The organism is Mycobacterium genavense ATCC 51234, from assembly GCF_000526915.1.
Lineage (GTDB): Bacteria > Actinomycetota > Actinomycetes > Mycobacteriales > Mycobacteriaceae > Mycobacterium > Mycobacterium genavense.
In genome coordinates this window covers 23929-38447 of the sequence record NZ_JAGZ01000011.1, presented here as the reverse complement: position 1 = coordinate 38447, position 14519 = coordinate 23929, and the positions used below count along the sequence as shown (strand labels likewise).

Genomic DNA, 14519 nt, shown 5'->3' with positions numbered 1-14519 from the left:
GCGTCGCGCCGTGTGCCGCGACGATCAGCGCAATTCTGGCGCTCGCGTGCGTCTACCGATCCCAATTGCAGCCCGGAACACTTTGTAGACGGACAGTCTCGTCGCATACCGCTTTATACGCAGTGACGCGTCGCAGGAGAGGGCCACGGCGACTACGGAAGACACCCTGACCGGCAAGGCAGATAAGGCCGGAAAGACCAACCGTTACCACTTCGATCGCCACACCCCGGAGTATCGCGAGCGGTTCACCGCGCTCACCGAGGAGATGCACGCGAGGTGCCCGGTGGCGTGGGCGCACACCTACGACGGACATTGGGTGGCCGCGGGCAAGCCGGGAGGTCTTCGAGCTTGCGCGCTGTCCACACGTGTCCAATGATCACGACGTGACCGGCCAAGGCACCGGCTACAAGGGCATCACCATTCCCACGCTGCCCCAGGGCACCGGCGTCGCGGCGGCATGCTCGAAATGGACGAGCCCGAACACTCGGCCTACCGCAGCGTCCTCAACCCCTACCTGTCGCCGGCGGCCGTCAAGCGCTGGGTGCCGTTCGTCGACGAGATCGTACGGGCGAGCATCGACGAGAAGATCGAAAGTGGGCAAATCGACTTCGTCGACGATCTCGCGAACATCACCCCGGCCGTCCTGACGCTGGCGATGATGGGCATTCCGCCTCGGCATCCACCGCTGCATCGGCTCCGACGTCGCGCGCGCCGTGTTCAAGTCGATGCTCACCGCGGTGCTCGACCGGATGCCCGACTACCGCTGCGACCCCGAGGGCACCGTGCACTACCCGACGATCGGGGTGATCCAGGGCATGCAGCACCTGCCGGCCACCTTCACCCCCGGCAGGCGGCTGGGACCGGGGCTCGACGAGACGCTGGAGAAGCTGCAGCGGGTTTGTGACGAACAGGGCATCGCGCGGCCCATCACCGAGTACAAGGAAGCCGCCGTCATCGACTAGACCGACAGGTCGCGGCGCAGTTTGGCGACGTGGCCCGTGGCCTTCACGTTGTACTGCGCGACAGCGATCTTGCCCTTCTCGTCGACGACGAACGTCGAGCGGATCACTCCGGTGACGGTCTTGCCGTACATCTGCTTTTCGCCATAGGCGCCGTAGGCGGTCAACACCTTGCGCTCGGGGTCGGAAAGCAGCGGAAACGTCAGGCCCTCCGCGTCGCGGAACTTGGCCAACTTCTCCTGTTTGTCGGGGGAGATGCCGACGACGTCGAGGCCCGCCTCGTTGAGCTCGGCGAGGCTGTCGCGGAAGTCGCAGGCTTGCTTGGTGCACCCCGGTGTCGACGCGGCCGGATAGAAGTACACAACGACCCGGCGGCCCTTGTAGTCGGCCAGCGAAACCTTCTTGCCGTCGGCGTCGGGCAGAATGAAGGCGGGCGCCTTGTCGCCCGGCGCCAGCCGCGTGGTCGCGCTCATAGTGCTTCCCCTTTCGGATCACCGGAACGTCCGCATTAGGGTAGTGCCTCAGGTGCACCACGCCGACGATGGCCGACGATGGCCGACGATGGAGGACTTGGAGGACAGACCGTGGCCGACCGGGACCCCGAAGCCATCAAGCAGGAGATCGACCTCGCCCGCGACCAGCTCGCGGCAACGGTCGACTCCCTCGCCGAGCGTGCCAACCCTCGCCGTCTCGCCGACGACCTCAAGGTCCGGGTCATCGGGTTCGTCACCAAACCCGCCGTCGTTGTCACACTGGCCGGAATCGGATCGGTAGTGGTGTTCGTGGCGATCCGCCGGATCAGGAATCGCTGACCCTTAGAGCCCTGCATTCCGATCAGCAGGATCCGATTCGGCGAGTCGGCCGACCATCGACAGCGACACGCATCGTGGCTTAGCCAGGAAACATACAGCGCCGCAACAGATTTAATCGTTCGCTTCGGTGGGTAGGTAGCTAAGCAACGGCCAGTTACCGTGGGCGACACCACAAACCGGTCGCGTGGACAGCGCGGCCCGGCTGTGGCAACGTCAGACCGGCGAAAGGACGACCACGGTGGCTACTGGCACGGTACGAATAGTCGACGGCCACAAGCGTTTCGGGTCCGGCAGCCGGCTGTTGTCGTCGGCGCGGCTGAGTCAGGCCGAATCGGCGGCGGCGCGCTGCACGTGGACGGGGAGGTCGTCTGCCCACGGCTGGGTGGTGACCATGTCGTCCACCTCGATGTAGCCGCGCTCGAATTCTCCCGTCGCCGCATCCACCAGCCGATATTCTTGCCGCTGCTGGTGGATCGGCTGCGCGTCGAGAACCACCACCCGCACGTCGCCGGGCGCGAACCCGCAGCGCTGCTGTAGCGCCTCGATGAGGCACTCGTTGTGCATGTGCCCGTCGCCGAAGTTCCAGCCGAGCACCATCGAGCAGAGGACCTCGCCCTCACACAGGTTGTAGTCGTCCTCGTCGTAGCCGGCCAGCGCGCGGTGCACCAGCGTGTACAGCGCACGTCCGTGGGTGTTCATCCCGCGGAACGCCAGCGCCAGCGGCCCGTAGACCTCGGCGCGGGCGGCCAGGAAGATCACCTTGTCGCGCAAGCTGATTGCGGCCAGCACGGTCAGGATCGCGACGGTCTGCCACCGCGGCAGCACGCCAATCACCGTGCCCAGAGCGGGAATTGGGCCAGATCCGTCGGACACCAGCGCCATTGCCGAGCAACACCAGCAGCGCGCCGTAGAGCAGCGCGTCGAACGGGGTCCGGTCGATGCCCTTGGTCAGCGGCACCCGGTTGGGCCAGGGCGGTAGTCGAATGGTGCCGGGCCGCAGCCAGTATAGGATCGATCCCATCGGCGGGAAGTAGCGCCCGGCCAGCGGCCCGAAACAGCAACCGAGGCCGACGACTTCGAACAGCATGGTGAACAGCACGGCCTTCTGGAACACGATCGGCTCGGTCCACCAGGCGGTGACGGCGGTGAAGCCGCCGATGCCGGCGGTGCACCAGCCGAAGAACCAGCCGCCAAGGATGTAGAGCGCGATCTTCACGCCGTACATCACATGCATGATCAGGAGTGCCGAAACCGTTCTCGGCAATGTGACGAGTCATCGGGATGATCCGCTCGGCGCGGGGCAGCTTGCTCCACGCGGCGATGTCCACGACGGGCAGGTTTGGCTGGATGAACCCCATCGAGGCTCCTTCGGCGCAGTTCGTTGGCAACGGGTGCCCATCGTCAGCCAGGCACCGAGAAAAAACTACTCCGGGCAACCACAGGGTGGGACAGAATTTGCCACGGCGACCAGGCGGCACGCCGATATACGTTCTGGGTGCGCCGTCAGGGTTTCGAACCCCGGACCCGCTGATTAAGAGTCAGCTGCTCTACCAACTGAGCTAACGGCGCTTGGTCGGCCACGACCGCGTTGCGACTCTAACAGGCATCCCGTCGCAGAGCGAAATCGCTGGTCCTCCCAGTGTAGAGGCTTTACGGCCGGCATTTTGCGGGCCGCACGCCGTTGCCCTAGAGTCGTCCCCCGAGTTGCCATGAGCACGGGACGTAACCCATTAGAATATTTGCCAGCATTCTCCGGTCACTGGTGACCAGAACGTAAGCAGGATTGGTCGTGGAAGGTCACTTGATGGCGCCTTTGCGCAGATGTCGATCGTGGCTGGCTGTTGGGTTAGCCGTGTTTGCCATCGTCAGTGTCTCGTGTAGCAGCAACCACGCTGCCGCGCCGGCGAAGACCATCTTCGACAAGGGCACACCGTTCGCCGATCTGCTGGTCCCCAAGCTGACCTCCTCGGTGTCGGACGGCGCCGTCGGCGTCACCGTCGACGCGCCGGTGACGGTGAATGTCGCCGACGGGGTGCTGGCGTCGGTCACGATGGTCAACGACAACGGCCGGGCGATCGCCGGCCAACTCAGCCCCGACGGGCTGCGCTGGTCGACCACCGAGCAGCTCGGCTACAACCGGCACTACACGCTGACCGTCAAGGCGACCGGGCTGGGTGGCGCGGCGAGCCGCCAGATGAGCTTCTCGACGAGTTCACCCGCCCACCTGACGATGCCGTACGTCGCCCCGGGCGACGGTGAGGTCGTCGGCGTCGGCGAGCCGGTGGCGATCCGGTTCGACGAGAACATCGCGGACCGCGCCGCCGCGCAGAAAGCGATCAAGATCACCACCAACCCGCCGGTCGAGGGCGCGTTCTACTGGCTGAACAACCGCGAAGTGCGTTGGCGCCCAGAGCATTTCTGGAAGTCGGGAACAACGGTCGACGTGGCGGTCAACACCTACGGCGTCGATTTGGGCGACGGGATGTTCGGCGAGGACAACGTCAAGACCCACTTCACCATCGGCGACGAGGTCATCTCGACCGCCGACGACAACACCAAGACGGTGACCGTTCGGGTCAACGGTGAAGTCGTGAAGACGATGCCGACGTCGATGGGCAAGGACAGCACCCCGACCGCCAACGGCATCTACATCATCGGGGGCCGGTACCGGCACATCATCATGGACTCGTCGACCTACGGCGTTCCGGTCAACTCGCCCAACGGGTATCGCACCGAAGTCGACTGGGCCACCCAGATGTCCTACAGCGGTGTCTTCGTGCACTCCGCGCCGTGGTCGGTCGGTGCGCAAGGCCATACCAACACCAGCCACGGCTGCCTGAACGTGAGCCCGAGCAACGCCGAGTGGTTCTACGACCATTCCAAGAGCGGCGACATCGTCGAGGTCGTCAACACGGTCGGGTCGACGCTGCCCGGCACCGAGGGCCTGGGCGACTGGAACATCCCCTGGCCGCAATGGAAAGCGGGCAACGCCAACACCTGACGCCGGTTACCCGAGTTTGCGGCGACCAGCTGGGTCCGGGAGTCGGCCAACCAGTGCAGTAGGCCGTCCTGCAGCGCCTCGGCGCGGACCGGGTAACCGCTTCCACCGCGATCACCGCAAACAGCAGCGCGGGTCGAAGGTGAGCATTGTCGAAACCCGGGTCACCTGTGCGACGACATCGCCGGCGATCGATGGTTCGGCCCTGGCGATATTCGCGTGGACAAGGCATTGCGCAACGCGGTCCACCGACTTGCTCGTGCCGGCGCCCCGGCCATCGGGTCAGCGTAGGCACGAGTTCGACTGCCGCGCAGTCGCGTAGGTTATGCGCAGGTGAAGAGCGGGTCGCACACGACGGTGAACGTGCACCCCGATGCGGTCGGGGCCGTGAACGCGAGGACCAGAACTAGGACGACCTTGTACTTCAGACCAGACATGACGACTCCGAACCTATGCAATGGGCTGATACTACGCCGTCTGCCGGCCATCCGGCACCGGAAAAGATCGGCGCCGGCAAAGATCGGCAACCCGACGACGCGGGCCGCTACCGGCCGCCGCCTACAACCGACGCCGGCTTCGCAAAGTCATTGCGCCACAATGCAATACGTGATCGTGTTCGACGACGGATCAACGCCGATCCCCGCGCCGGCCGAGCCGGTCATTGCCCCGCGCAAGCAAAAGGTCAGAGGGCAACGATGCCCTCTGACCTGCTGGGGTGAGTGACGGGACTCGAACCCGCGACATTCAGGATCACAACCTGACGCTCTACCAGCTGAACTACACCCACCATGACCGCGCTATGCGCGGCGACTGTCGATACTAGCGGTTCGGTGGCTCGAGGGCCGAATCAATTGTCGCCACGGCGGCGTCGAGGCCCTCGAGCTCGGCGGTCACCGCCGCGATTTCGCTGGTAGAAGGCCCGGGAAGGGGCACGAACGCGGTGCGGCGGTAGAACTGCAGCTCGCGGATGGACTCGCGGATGTCGGCGAGCGCCCGGTGTGTGACCCCCTTGGCGGGCTGGCCGTAGTAGATGCGCGGGTACCAGCGGCGGCAGAGTTCTTTGATCGAGCTGACGTCGATCATCCGGTAGTGCAGAAACGAGTCCAGGGCGGGCATATCGCGGGCGATGAACGCCCGATCGGTGGCGATCGAATTCCCCGCGAGGGGCGCCGTCTTCGGCGACGTGACGTGCTGGCCGACGTATTCGAGCACCATCGCCTCGGCGGTGGCCAGGTCGACGGTGGAGGCCCGCACCTCGTTGATCAACCCCGAGCGGCTGTGCATTTCGGCGACCACGTCGATCATCGACGACAAGGCGGCGTCGTCGGCATGGATCACCACGTCGACGCCGTCGCCCAGAATGTTCAGATCGGCGTCGGTGACCAGGGCTGCGATCTCGATCAACTTGTCCGAGCCCAGATCCAGCCCGGTCATTTCGCAGTCGATCCACACCAATTCGTCACGCACAGCGCTCAGCGTATGCCCACGTGAGCCCTGCCGCCGTCGGCCCCCGACAAGTAGTGTGGAGCGTTGCAACTTTCTCCGGAGTGGGGCGGAGCCAATGACCACCGAATCAGCCACACAGCGGATCGCCGGAGGCTACGCCGTCGCAGGCCAGGCGCTGGAACTGGGCACCGTCGTCGTCGACGGCAATGCCGACCCGGCTGCGCAGATTCGCATCCCGCTGGCCACCGTCAACCGGCATGGTCTGGTGGCCGGCGCTACCGGCACCGGCAAGACCAAGACGCTGCAGCTGATCGCCGAACAGCTCAGCACGGCCGGGGTCCCGGTGTTGATGGCCGACGTGAAGGGCGACCTGTCCGGTCTGTCCCGGCCGGGGGAGGCCAACGACAAGACCGCGGCGCGGGCAGCCGACACCGGCGACGACTGGGCCGCGACCGGATTCCCGGTGGAGTTCTTGTCGCTGGGCACCGACGGGGTCGGCGTGCCGATACGCGCGACCGTCGCCAGTTTCGGTCCGGTGTTGTTGTCGAAAGTGTTGGGACTCAATGCAACTCAAGAGTCGACGCTGGGTTTGATCTTCCATTGGGCCACGGAGAACAATCGCCCCCTGATCACCCTGGAGCAACTTCGCGGTGTCATCGGTCACCTGACCAGCGAGCAGGGCAAGGCCGACCTGGAATCGCTGGGCGGAGTGTCGTCGACGACGGCCGGTGTGATCCTGCGCGCGCTGGTGAACCTCGAAGGCGAGGGTGGCGACACGTTCTTCGGCGAGCCGAAGCTGGATCCGCAAGACCTGTTGCGCGTGGACAACCAGGGCCATGGCATCATCTCGCTGCTCGAATTCAGCGGTGAGTCTTTGCGTCCGGCGATCTTCTCCACCTTCCTGATGTGGTTGCTGGCCGACCTGTTCAACGAGCTGCCCGAGGTCGGCGACGTCGACAAACCCAAGCTGGTGTTCTTTTTCGACGAGGCACACCTGTTGTTCACCGACGCGTCCAAAGCGTTCCTCGAGCAGGTTGAGCAGACCGTCAAGCTGATCCGCTCCAAGGGCGTGGGGGTATTCTTCTGCACCCAGCTGCCCACCGATCTGCCCAACGATGTGCTGTCCCAGCTGGGGGCGCGAATCCAGCATGCCCTGCGCGCGTTCACCCCCGATGACCAGAAGGCGCTGAGCAAGACCGTCCGCACGTATCCGAAAACCGATGTCTACGACCTGGAGTCGGCACTGACCTCGCTGGGTATCGGGGAGGCCGTCGTCACCGTGCTGTCGGAGAAGGGCGCGCCGACACCGGTCGCTTGGACGCGCATGCGGGTGCCGCGGTCGCTGATGAGCGCCATCGGCAGCGAGGCGATCACCAAGGCGGCCAACGACAGCCCGCTGCGGGCCAAATACGGCCAGACGATCCAGCAGCCACCGGAACCCGAAGTGTCGCAACCACCTTCACCGGCACCGACCGCCCCGCCGTCGTCGTATTCGGACCCCTATGAGATACCGCCGATGCCCGCGCCGGCCGAGCCGCCAGGCCCGTCGATGTGGCAGGAAGTGCTGAAGAATCCGACCGTGAAAAGCGGCATCAACACCGCGATTCGCGAAGCGGTGAAGGCCGTTTTCGGCACCGGCCGCCGGCGTAGGTAGGTCTTTGCTCGCGAGCGTAAGCGCCCCGCGAAATGAGGCCCGGATTTTCGCAGCCCGCTTACGTTCGCGGCGCGCCGGGCGTAGCGCCTCAGCCACCGCCCAGCTTCTTGTAGAAGGAGCCGACGATCGGCGCGACGATCGCGCGGGGGGCATACCCGCTGCCGACCGACATCGCTTTGGAGGTCAAGCCCGGCACGACGCGCATCTTGTTGCGCTGCAACGCATCCAGTGAAACCCGGGCCGTGTGTTCGGTGGAGATCCACAGGAAGTCGGGCACCAGCCGTTCGACCAGTGACCGCTCGGCGTCCTCGGGCAGGTCGGTGCGCACCGGGCCCGGTGCCAGCAGCGTGACGTGCACACCGGTACGGCGCAGCTCACCGCGCAACGACTCGCTGAAGGTGTTGACGAACGCCTTCGAGGCGGCGTACGTCGCGTTGTAGGGAATCGGCGAATTGCCGGCCGCCGAACCGGAAATCAGAATGCCGCCCGCGCCGCGCTCGACCATCCCGGGCAGTACCGCCAAGGTCAGGTCGTGCACCGCCACGGCATTGAGTTGCACCTGAGCCTTCTCACCCGCCGGGTCGAGGCCGGACAGCGGTCCGAAGGTGCCGGTGCCCGCGTTGGCGCACAGGATGGAGATGTTGCGGGCCGCCAACTTGTCGCACAACTTTGTCCGTTCCGCCGGGTCGGCGAGGTCGGCGGGCCGCACTTCCACCGTGACGCCGTAGCGCTCGCCCAGTCGGGCGGCAAGGTCGTTGAGCTTGTCCTCGCGTCGCGCGGTGACGATCAGGTGGTGTCCGCGCGCGGCCAATTCCGTGGCCAGCGCTTCGCCGATGTTCTGCGAGGCTCCGGTGACAACGGCGCGTGCATCGGGGCTGGGAGCGGGTACCGGCATGCGCCAATCGTAGACAGCGGCCGACCGGATGCGGCAACGGCCGCAACCGCGCGCGGGCGGCTTGTCGGCGCAACAAATAGAGTGGCCGGGCATGGGTCAGCCGGAACCGGGGACGGGCGAGATCGCGCGATCTCGGGTGGTGGCATGGGCGCTGTGGGACTGCGGGTCAACGGGTCTGAACGCGATCGTCGCGACCTTCGTGTTCTCCGTTTACCTCACCAGCAGCGTGGGCGAGGGCCTGCCCGGCAGGACCACGCCGGAGAGTTGGCTGGGCCGCGCCGGGGCGGTGGCCGGGTTGACGGTCGCGCTGCTGGCGCCGCTGGTCGGCGTGTGGGTGGAGTCACCGCATCGCCGCCGGGTGGCCCTGAGCGTGCTGACCGGCCTGGCGGTGACGCTGACCTGCTCGATGTATCTGATCCACGACCGCCCGGCCTACCTGTGGGCCGGGTTGGTGCTGCTGGGCGCGACGGCGGCCTGCGGTGACCTGGCCAGCGTCCCGTACAACGCGATGCTGCGTCAGCTGTCGACCCCGCAGACCGCCGGCCGGACCTCGGGTCTGGGCTGGGCGTCGGGCTACCTGGGCAGCGTGCTGCTGCTGGTGCTGATCTACACCGGCTTCATCGCGGGCTCCGGCGACGGGCCGAATGCGGTGCGGGGGCTGCTGCGAATACCGGTGGCCGACGGGCTTTACGTCCGCGAGGCCATGTTGGCCGCCGCGGCGTGGCTGGCGGTGTTGGGGCTGCCGTTGCTCCTGGTCGCCCACCGGCTGCCCGACACCGGCGAGGTGTACCAGCCGACGACCATGCTGGGCGGTTATCGCAAGCTGTGGACCGAGATCTCCGCGGAATGGCGCCGCGATCGCAACCTGGTCTACTTTCTGGGCGCCAGCGCGCTGTTCCGCGACGGGCTCGCCGCGATATTCGCCTTCGGCGCCGTGCTGGGAGTCAACGTGTACGGCATCTCGCAGGCCGACGTGCTGATCTTCGGTGTGGCAGCCAGCATTGTCGCCGCCGTCGGCGCGGTGGGCGGCGGGTTCGTCGATCACCGCATCGGATCCAAACCGGTCATCGTCGGGTCACTCGTGGCGATCGTCGTTTCGTCGCTCACCATGATGGTGCTCTCGGGTCCGGTGGCCTTCTGGGCGTGCGGGCTGTTGCTGTGTCTGTTCATCGGGCCGTCGCAGTCCTCGGCGCGCGCTTTGTTGTTGCAGATGGCCCACAATGGCCGGGAAGGTGTGGCGTTCGGGCTGTACACGATGACGGGCCGGGCGGTCGCGTTCCTCGCGCCCTGGTTGTTCTCCGTGTTCGTCGATGCGTTCGGCGCGGTGCGCGCGGGGCTCGGCGGGATATCGCTGGTGCTGATCGCCGGGCTGATCGCGATGATCGCGGTGCGCGTCCCGCCGCGGCATACCGCCGCGGTTGAACCGGTCGAGCAGACCTAGCGCCCGGCGGCGTCGCAGACCGTGATGCCGGCCCCGAGGCGTTGGCGCACCTGCACGCCGTTCACGCTGACCGAGCAGGTGACGTTGTGGCCGATGTTGATGATCGTCACGCTGGCCGGATGAGCGGCCGACTGGGCCAGGCTGACCTGCTTGCTCCACGGCAGCGAGACGTTGAACTCGGTCTGGATCACGTCACCGGTATCCCAGTAGGTGATGCTGATCGCGCGGCCCTCGCCGTTGACGGTGTAGACGACGTCCTGCATCGCGCCCGGGGTGGGCACGGGCCCGGCCGAGCCGGTGGGCGGCGGCACCGGCAGCGCGGTCTGCGACGCCCGCGTCGACGGCGTCGGCGTCGGGCTCTGCGCACTCGAGCCGGGCATGGCGGGCAACGGCGGCACCGCGGTCTGGGTTTTCAGCGCGCCGTTGGTGAGAACCAGCGCGATCAACAGCGCGACGAGCAGCAGCACCGCCGCGCCGGCGCCGATCAACAGCCAGCGGGGCGATTTCGGGCCGTCCGGTGGCGGAGGAGCCGTGCCGCCTGGCGGCTGGTCTTGGTCTTGCTGCCAATAGGCCGGCAGCTGACTGGTCGGGTTGGTCTCGTTCAGGCTCGGCACCCAGGGCGGGGCGTACCCGCCGTAGGCAGGCGCATAGGGCACTTGGTCGGCGTAGGCCGGATCAGCGAGCGGCGCGTTCGGCGGGCCGATCGGCACGGTCGGTTCCCATCCCGCTGGAGGGGGACTAAACCGCTCGGGTCGCCGTGGATCGTTCATGTCCACCTCACAGATTGCAGGGTACCTAAGCCGAGCGGCCGGGCGGGGAATCTCGCGATGACGCCCACCTCAGCGGACTTGGCCTCCGGCGCCCAACGCGGCGATCGTCATGGCCCGCATGACGGCGCGCGCGCGTGCCCCGCGGTTCGGCTTATCCGCCGCCTTCATGCTGTGCGGCGTCGAGTTGAGCAAGCCGAACACCGCGTGCGCCGCCAGCCGGGCATCGGCTTCGGCCAGCGCCGGGTCCAGCTCGCGCAGCACGCCGACCCACACCTCTACATATTGGCGTTGCGCCTTGCGCACCTGCCGCTCGGCGGCCGCGGGCAGGTGGGCCAGGTCGCGGTCCTGAATGCGGATCAGGTCCGGTTCGCCGAACGCGAAGTCGAGGTGAAAATCGATCAGGCCTTCCAGCGCGTCGGCCGCGTCGGCGTTGCGGGCGATCACGTCGCGGGCCCCGGCAAGCAGCCGGGCGCTGATCCCCACCAGCAGTTCGACCAGCATCGACTCCTTGTTGGGGAAGTGCCGGTAGATGGCCGGGCCGCTGACTCCGGTGGCCGCGCCGATGTCCTCGAGCCGCACCGCGAGAAACCCGCGCTCGGCGAAGAGTCGTTCGGCGGACACCAGGAGTTGCAGTCGCCGGTCGGATTTCAACTGGCTGCGGCGATTCGGCGGTTCGGATTGACCGGCCGGGGTGTCCGGGGTGGACGCTGTCATGACGGCGCTGGGCCTACCTGCGAAAGTTTCGGTTAATCATCGCTAACGTAGCACGGGTTATCGGTGATTAACTCAGCTTGCGCAGATATGCGGACACCGCCGCGACGTCGGCGACCGGCAGACCGGGGTCGATCAGGCCCAATTGGCGGAGCAATGCCGCCTGGTCCCAGTAAAGTCGCTCGCTTGCCATCAGGTCGCCCCGGAACCGCACGATGACGACCGCCGGCAGTTCCACGGTCTCGCCGGTCGGCGCCAGCCCCGGCAGCAGGAACGGCACGTCCCGGTCGTGGGTCATCCGCATGATGAACTCGTCGACCAGCAGACCGTCACCACAGGATCGGGCGATCGGCTCGATGGTGGTGTCGGCGGGAATGGCCGGAATGAATACCTCGGCGTAATAACGACGCAAGTTCTCCTTCCCGGCGCCGCCGCTCATCGTCGGCAGGTGCATGACGGTCGCGTCGTCAGTCATGGTGGAGACGGCCAGGTCGGCGTCTTTGACCGCGAATTCGCAGGCCATGTGGTGTTCCCATAACTCGATCAGCTGGTCGCGATTCATGTGGCTTCCTTTCCGCGGCTCCTCCTGCGTGGCGGCGAGGGTGTGACGACGCCAATAACCCAGCAGCTGGTGGTAGATCTGTGAGCGCACCGCGCGCGCCTCCGGCAGCCACGAGGTCATGGCCCAATCGTGCATGCCGCCGGGCCGCAGGTCGAAAGAGAAGTCGATCCGGTGCGACGAGCGATTTCTGTTGCAGCACAAGGGCATCGGGGCCAAGCACGGCCAGCGAGCCAGGACTACGGTCACGCCCCGGGTGGCATGCCGCGGCGGCCGACGGCTGGCCAGCCGTTCGTTGATACGGGGTGCTCGGGTCGACTCCGAGCAAGCCGGCCAACGAGCGAAACAGCCTGAACGTCGGGGCGCTGATCCGGGCCTGCACCGAAGGCCGACCGATGCATCCCGGCCGTGCACCGGTCGCACGGCAGGCGTGTCAGGCATGACTTCCCCTGAGGTAACAGCACTTCTCGGCGGCGATGACCGATCAAAATGTAAGGAATTTCGCTGTCGCAGGAAAGCAAACCCCTGTTGTCTTTCCTCATCGGTCTGACCGTCCGGCGCTGTGACTCGTCCCTGGACGCGGCGACGGCACCGATGGTATTCTCTGCGTCAGTTAATGAGAATTAACTGAAGTGCGACGGCGAGGAGGCTGCTGCGGCAATGGACGAGCTGCTGGAGCGGTCGTGAGCGCGTCGGTCAAGGTGGCACCGTCGTTCGCCGACGAGCACCGTCGGCTGGTCGACGAGTTGAACGCAAAATTGGCGGCCGCGGCGCTCGGCGGCAATGAGCGCGCCCGCGAACGTCACGTCAGTCGGGGCAAGCTGCTGCCGCGCGAGCGGGTGGACCGGCTGCTCGATCCGGGCAGCCCGTTTCTGGAACTGACCCCGCTGGCCGCGAACGGGATGTACGACGACGAATCTCCCGGGGCCGGTATCATCACCGGCATCGGGCGGGTCTGTCAGCGCGAATGTGTGATCGTCGCCAACGACGCGACGGTCAAGGGCGGCACCTACTATCCGATCACGGTCAAGAAGCATCTGCGCGCTCAAGAAGTGGCGTTGCAGAATCGGCTGCCGTGCATCTACCTGGTCGACTCCGGGGGCGCGTTTTTGCCCCGCCAGGACGAGGTGTTCCCGGACCGCGAGCATTTCGGGCGGATCTTCTACAACCAGGCGACCATGAGCGCGAAGGAGATTCCTCGGTCGCCGCGGTGCTCGGCTCCTGCACGGCCAACGGCGCGTATGTGCCGGCGATGAGCGACGAGGCGGTCATCGTCCGCGAGCAGGGCACGATCTTCCTGGGCGGTCCGCCCTTGGTGAAAGCCGCTACCGGAGAGATCGTTTCGGCCGAAGACCTCGGCGGCGACCTGCACTCGCGAGTGTCCGGGGTCACCGACCATCTCGCCGCCGACGACGACGAACATGCGCTGCACATCGTGCGGGCAATCGTGGCGACGTTCGGTCCGCGCGAACCCAGCCCGTGGGAGGTGCTGCCCACGGTCGAACCCAAGGCAGCGCAGACCGAGCTCTACGACGTCGTCCCGCCGGATCCGCGGGTGCCGTACGACGTGCACGAGGTGATCGTGCGGCTGGTCGACGGCAGCGAAATCAGTGAATTCAAGGCGAAATACGGCAAGACGCTGGTGACCGGATTCGCCCGCATCCATGGCCATCCCGTCGGCATCATCGCCAACAACGGCGTGCTGTTCAGCGAATCCGCGCTCAAGGGAGCGCATTTCATCGAGTTGTGCGACAAGCGCAAGATCCCGCTGCTGTTCCTGCAGAACATCGCCGGCTTCATGGTCGGCCGTGACTACGAGGCCGGCGGCATCGCCAAGCACGGCGCCAAGATGGTCACCGCGGTGGCGTGTGCCCGGGTGCCCAAGCTGACCGTCGTGATCGGCGGATCCTATGGCGCGGGCAACTATTCGATGCGCGGTCGGGCCTACTCGCCCCGCTTTCTGTGGATGTGGCCTAATGCCCGGATCTCGGTGATGGGCGGCGAACAGGCCGCCTCCGTGCTGGCGACGGTGCGCGGCGAACAGCTCAGCGCGGCGGGCAAGCCGTGGTCGCCCGACGAGGAAGAAGCGTTCAAGGCGCCGATTCGCGCGCAGTACGAGGACCAGGGCAACCCGTACTATTCGACGGCCCGGCTCTGGGACGACGGCATCATCGACCCGGCCGATACCAGAACGTATGTGGGGCTTGCCCTTTCGGTGTGCGCCCAGGCGCCGCTGGAACCGGTCTCCTACGGCGTCTTCCGGATGTGAGTGCA

At 66.5% G+C, this 14519-nt stretch carries 10 protein-coding genes, 2 tRNA genes and 3 pseudogenes; 6 read left to right on the top strand and 9 right to left on the bottom strand.

Annotation, left to right across the window (positions count from 1 at the left end):
• The first annotated feature begins 265 nt into the window (after positions 1-265).
• Positions 266-962, top strand: a pseudogene (locus T428_RS29710) (hypothetical protein).
• On the opposite strand, the gene bcp reads toward T428_RS29710, so the two are convergent.
• Positions 959-1432 carry a thioredoxin-dependent thiol peroxidase gene (gene bcp / locus T428_RS0120155; RefSeq protein WP_025737913.1) on the bottom strand — a complete coding sequence of 158 codons (474 nt, stop codon included), beginning with the start codon at positions 1430-1432 and terminating at the stop codon, positions 959-961. The pseudogene T428_RS29710 and the gene bcp sit on opposite strands and share 4 nt — an antisense overlap.
• 111 nt (positions 1433-1543) lie before the next feature.
• Between bcp and T428_RS0120150 the strand changes: the two genes are divergently transcribed.
• Positions 1544-1771 (top strand): DUF3618 domain-containing protein, encoded by a 228-nt coding sequence (locus T428_RS0120150; protein ID WP_025737912.1) that lies wholly within the window; start codon positions 1544-1546, stop codon positions 1769-1771.
• 321 nt (positions 1772-2092) lie between these two features.
• On the opposite strand, the pseudogene T428_RS29705 reads toward T428_RS0120150, so the two are convergent.
• Together T428_RS29705 and T428_RS0120135 are read right to left on the bottom strand one after the other, a co-directional pair.
• Positions 2093-3129, bottom strand: a pseudogene (locus T428_RS29705) (DUF3556 domain-containing protein).
• 138 nt (positions 3130-3267) lie between these two features.
• Positions 3268-3340 (bottom strand) — tRNA-Lys (locus tag T428_RS0120135).
• Positions 3341-3575: 235 nt separating this feature from the next.
• Here T428_RS0120135 and T428_RS0120130 point away from each other — a divergent pair.
• Entirely contained in the window at positions 3576-4772 is a 1197-nt protein-coding gene (locus T428_RS0120130; RefSeq protein ID WP_084298812.1) for a L,D-transpeptidase, read from the top strand.
• 708 nt (positions 4773-5480) lie between these two features.
• Here T428_RS0120130 and T428_RS0120120 read toward each other — a convergent pair.
• Positions 5481-5556 (bottom strand) — tRNA-His (locus tag T428_RS0120120).
• A 32-nt stretch (positions 5557-5588) separates the two neighbouring features.
• Positions 5589-6236 (bottom strand): oligoribonuclease, encoded by a 648-nt coding sequence (gene orn / locus T428_RS0120115; protein ID WP_025737908.1) that lies wholly within the window; start codon positions 6234-6236, stop codon positions 5589-5591.
• A 94-nt stretch (positions 6237-6330) separates the two neighbouring features.
• On the opposite strand from orn, the gene T428_RS0120110 reads away from it, so the two are divergent.
• Complete coding sequence (locus T428_RS0120110) at positions 6331-7869, top strand: helicase HerA-like domain-containing protein (protein WP_025737907.1); 1539 nt, start codon at positions 6331-6333, stop codon at positions 7867-7869.
• Positions 7870-7957: 88 nt separating this feature from the next.
• Here the strand turns inward: T428_RS0120110 and cmrA are convergent, their stop codons facing one another.
• Positions 7958-8764 carry a mycolate reductase gene (cmrA, locus tag T428_RS0120105; protein WP_025737906.1) on the bottom strand — a complete coding sequence of 269 codons (807 nt, stop codon included), beginning with the start codon at positions 8762-8764 and terminating at the stop codon, positions 7958-7960.
• Positions 8765-8855: 91 nt separating this feature from the next.
• Between cmrA and T428_RS0120100 the strand changes: the two genes are divergently transcribed.
• A complete protein-coding gene (locus tag T428_RS0120100) occupies positions 8856-10205 on the top strand; it encodes an MFS transporter (protein WP_025737905.1) in 1350 nt (449 codons plus the stop codon).
• On the opposite strand, the gene T428_RS0120095 is transcribed toward T428_RS0120100, so the two are convergent.
• From T428_RS0120095 to T428_RS29700, 3 genes are all read right to left on the bottom strand, one after another.
• Positions 10202-10975, bottom strand: a complete 774-nt coding sequence (locus tag T428_RS0120095; protein WP_025737904.1) for an MmpS family transport accessory protein — start codon at positions 10973-10975, stop codon at positions 10202-10204. The two genes, T428_RS0120100 and T428_RS0120095, sit on opposite strands and share 4 nt — an antisense overlap.
• Positions 10976-11044: 69 nt before the next feature.
• Positions 11045-11689: an SACE_7040 family transcriptional regulator gene (locus T428_RS0120090; protein ID WP_025737903.1), complete on the bottom strand. Its 645-nt coding sequence runs from the start codon at positions 11687-11689 to the stop codon at positions 11045-11047.
• A gap of 67 nt (positions 11690-11756) precedes the next feature.
• Positions 11757-12368 (bottom strand): ester cyclase, encoded by a 612-nt coding sequence (locus T428_RS29700; protein ID WP_169733682.1) that lies wholly within the window; start codon positions 12366-12368, stop codon positions 11757-11759.
• 560 nt (positions 12369-12928) lie between these two features.
• Between T428_RS29700 and T428_RS29695 the strand changes: the two are divergent.
• A pseudogene (locus T428_RS29695) lies at positions 12929-14514 on the top strand (carboxyl transferase domain-containing protein).
• Positions 14515-14519 lie beyond the last annotated feature (5 nt).